Raw genomic sequence first — 3114 nt, forward strand, 5'->3', positions numbered from 1 at the left:
TCCTCACCGAGCAGTCGGGCGACCGTCAGACGCTGTCCTCGGCACTGACCGGGCTCGCTGTGGCCCGGGGGGTCAGCGAGCCCCACTCGGCGGCGGTTCTGGCGTCCCGGGCTGCGCAGCGGTGCGCCGGTCCGCCGCGGATCCGCGCCCTGCTGGCGGGCGGCTGGATCGCGCTGACGGGCGGGCGCCGTGAGGCGGCCGCCGAGGCGGCCCGGCAGGCGGCGGACGAGCCGGGCGCGCAGGGGTGCCGGGCCGTGTTCGCCGAACTGCTGGAGCTGGAGGCAATGTGCGCCGCCGACGCTGGCACACGGCAAGGGCTGTTGCGGGACGCCGAGGCGATGTGGTCCGCTGCGCAGCGTCCGATGGCCGTGGCCAGGGTCGCCGTCGCGCGGGCACGACTCGAGGGTACCGGCGCGACGCGGGTGCGTGAGGCCACCGCCTGGCTGGGCCAGTTCGGGGTGGGCGCCGGGGCCGGTGACGCGGCGGGGCTGCTCAACCGGGCGGCGGCAAGCCTGCGTCCATCGGCGAGCGTGCGGGTACTGGGCGGCTTCCAGGTCTTCCGGGACGGCCGCCCGGTCCGGTCCGAGGAGTGGCAGTCGAAGAAAGCACGGGATCTGCTCAAGCTCCTGGTGGCCAGACGAGGCCTGCCCACACCGCGTGAACTGCTCATGGAGGCCTTGTGGCCCGAACACGATCCAGCCCGGTGCGGAAACCGGCTGTCGGTGGCACTGTCCATCCTCCGCCTGGTCCTGGATCCACAGCGCCGCATGGCACAGGACCACTTCATCGTCGCGGACAAGGAGGTGGTGGGCCTCGCCCGGCTGCACGTGGACGTGCAGGAGTTCCTGGCCACCGCACGCCACGCACTGGGTGTCGCCGAGCGGTCGGCCGAGCACGCCTTCGCAGCGCTGACCGTCGCCGAGGGCCTGTACCGCGGCGATGTCCTCGCGGACGACCCCTATGCTGAGTGGGCCACGGCTCTGCGGGAGGAAGCGCAGGCGGCTCACGCGGAACTGCTCGCCAGGCTCGCTGCGGCGGCTGCCGAGAACCGCAACACGTACGCGGAGATCCACTACAGGCTCCGGCTGCTGGAACGCGATCCGTACGACGAGGACACCCACCTCGCCCTGGTCTGCCTGCTGGCGGCGGCCGGCCGTCATGGCGAGGCGCGGCGCCGCTACCGGCTGTACGCCGGGTACATGAACGAAATCGACGTCACCCCAGCGCCTTATCCCATCCGGGCAGTCAGGGGCTGATCAGGAAAGGGGCAGGCGATGCGCTCCCCGCTCGGACGGCACATATGGTGATGATTCGGCATAGGCCGACCGGATGCGGGATCGGACGCGGATGGACCCGCTCTCCACAGGGTGGCCCCGGCATGTGTCGTCCGCGCCCACCGCGCTGCTCCCGGGCAGGCAGCTGGACCGGCCCCCACCGCGTCACCGGCTGGGGCCGGCCGTGTCCACGACCTGTCGAGCCCGTGGCCCTCACCAGCCTCGCGCGACCGCGTGGGCCCGGGGAATCCGTTGGCCTTCCGTGGGTTGGGCTGCGATCGTGAGGCCGTGCCAGAGGACCTGACGATGCAGTCGGCCGTGCCGGTCACGAAGTGGTCGGCCGGGTCGATCCGGATCACGAGCCGAACGGTCGGCGCGAGCGAGATCTCGGAGCGCCTGGGGATCGCTGCTGACGAGCAGTTCGAGCGGAGAGGTCTGATGAGTCCCCGCAGCCCGGGCAGTGCTCGGCGGGAGACCAGCGTCTGGATCAGGCGAAGTGGACTGCGCAACGACAGCGATCTCGCGGACCATGCCCGGGCGCTGGTAGGACTCGTCGGCGGGCGTCGTGGGGAAATTGCGCTCCTGTCCCGCGACTGCGACCTGGAGCTGCTTCTCGGCTTCGGCAGCGAGAACGGTCAAGGAGGCTGCGTCCTGCCGGCCCGCCTGCTGGCGGAGGTCTGCGCGCTGGGACTCGACATCGTGCTCGACCTCTATCCACCCGAGTCAGCGGCAGCAGTCGCTCCCGGATGACGACCAGTTCCAGTGACGCCGACACCAAGGCGTTCTCGGCTGGTCCACCCGGCGTGGGGCCGGCTCCGGCGAGGCAAGCCGTCGACCAGGTCCGGAGGGTACTGGATCTCCGCCTACCCGTCGGCCATGCCCTTCTCCACGTCGGCGCGGCATGAGCGTGCTCGACGGTGGGCGGGGCGTCGTCTCTCCGGGGTGGACATACCGATGCGTCAGGCCGCGGCTCGCATCGCGGGGAGGGTTTTCACCCGGAAGGTTGCGACTCGACAGGGTTCACTGCGGGGAGGCACATCACATGTCTGTGATTTTCTTCGACATCGGGGCGACTCTGGCGGACGCCCGGGTGAACCCCGACGGCTCCCTGACACTCCAGCCCCGACCGCGGGTCATGGCCGTGCTCGACGCCCTCCGCAGGGTACGCACGGGCATCATCTCCAACCCCGGGCCGGGCGACAGCGCCACCACGCGGGCAGCGGCCGCGCTGCACGAGGCGTTCCCCGGCCGTTTCACGGACGAGGCTCTCGTGCACTGGGGCGTGAAGGACAGTCGCAGGATCTTCGATGAGGCGGTCGCGAGCACCGAGGGGGCGACAGCCGACGACTGTGTCTTCGTGGGCGAGGACGCCCAGGAGCGTGCGTTCGCGCGGGAGGCGGGGATGCGTACGGCGCCCCACCCGGTGTTCGCTCTCGCCGCAGTGGAAAACCGTCCTGTCCTCCGGGCCCGCATCGAGCTACGGGACGGCACGGGGCTGGACGAGCTGACCGCGGCGGTGGACGAGGCCGAGGCCGTTGTCGTGCAGGTCGTTTCCGAGCGGCTCGCGCTCGCCATGGTGACCACGCAGGGCACCGAAGCGCTTGAGCGCGCCGGCTTCACGGCGAACGTGCAGGGGCCGGTGGACAGCACGGTCACCTTGCCGATCCGGGACGACCAGCAGGTCCAGGCAGCCGAGTCGCTCGCGGACGCCCCGCACGAAGCCCCGTAGGGCACCCCGGGGCCCTGTAGGCACCCCGGGGCCCTGTAGGCACCCCGGGGCCCTGTAGGCAATCCGGGCCGATGCCGTAGCGGACGGCCGCATGGCCGGTTCCGACGGGCA

3 protein-coding genes are annotated in these 3114 nt (G+C 71.6%); all 3 read left to right on the forward strand.

Annotated elements, in window-relative coordinates; translation table 11 throughout:
* On the forward strand, positions 1-1256 hold a 1256-nt coding region (locus AB0H32_RS47575), incomplete at its 5' end, for a BTAD domain-containing putative transcriptional regulator (protein ID WP_361135753.1).
* 306 nt (positions 1257-1562) lie between these two features.
* The gene (locus AB0H32_RS47580) at positions 1563-2024 is read left to right on the forward strand and encodes a DUF4279 domain-containing protein (protein WP_361135755.1); all 462 of its coding nucleotides are present in this window, start codon (positions 1563-1565) and stop codon (positions 2022-2024) included.
* A gap of 292 nt (positions 2025-2316) precedes the next feature.
* Entirely contained in the window at positions 2317-3003 is a 687-nt protein-coding gene (locus tag AB0H32_RS47585; RefSeq protein ID WP_361135758.1) for an HAD family hydrolase, read from the forward strand.
* The last annotated feature ends 111 nt before the right edge of the window (positions 3004-3114 follow it).

The organism is Streptomyces sp. NPDC020362 (genome assembly GCF_040642095.1).
Classification (GTDB): domain Bacteria; phylum Actinomycetota; class Actinomycetes; order Streptomycetales; family Streptomycetaceae; genus Streptomyces.

Coding starts and splice junctions, on each gene's coding strand:
- AB0H32_RS47585 (WP_361135758.1), top strand. CDS start 2,317: ATGTCTGTGATTTTCTTCGACATCGGGGCGACTCTGGCGGACGCCCGG.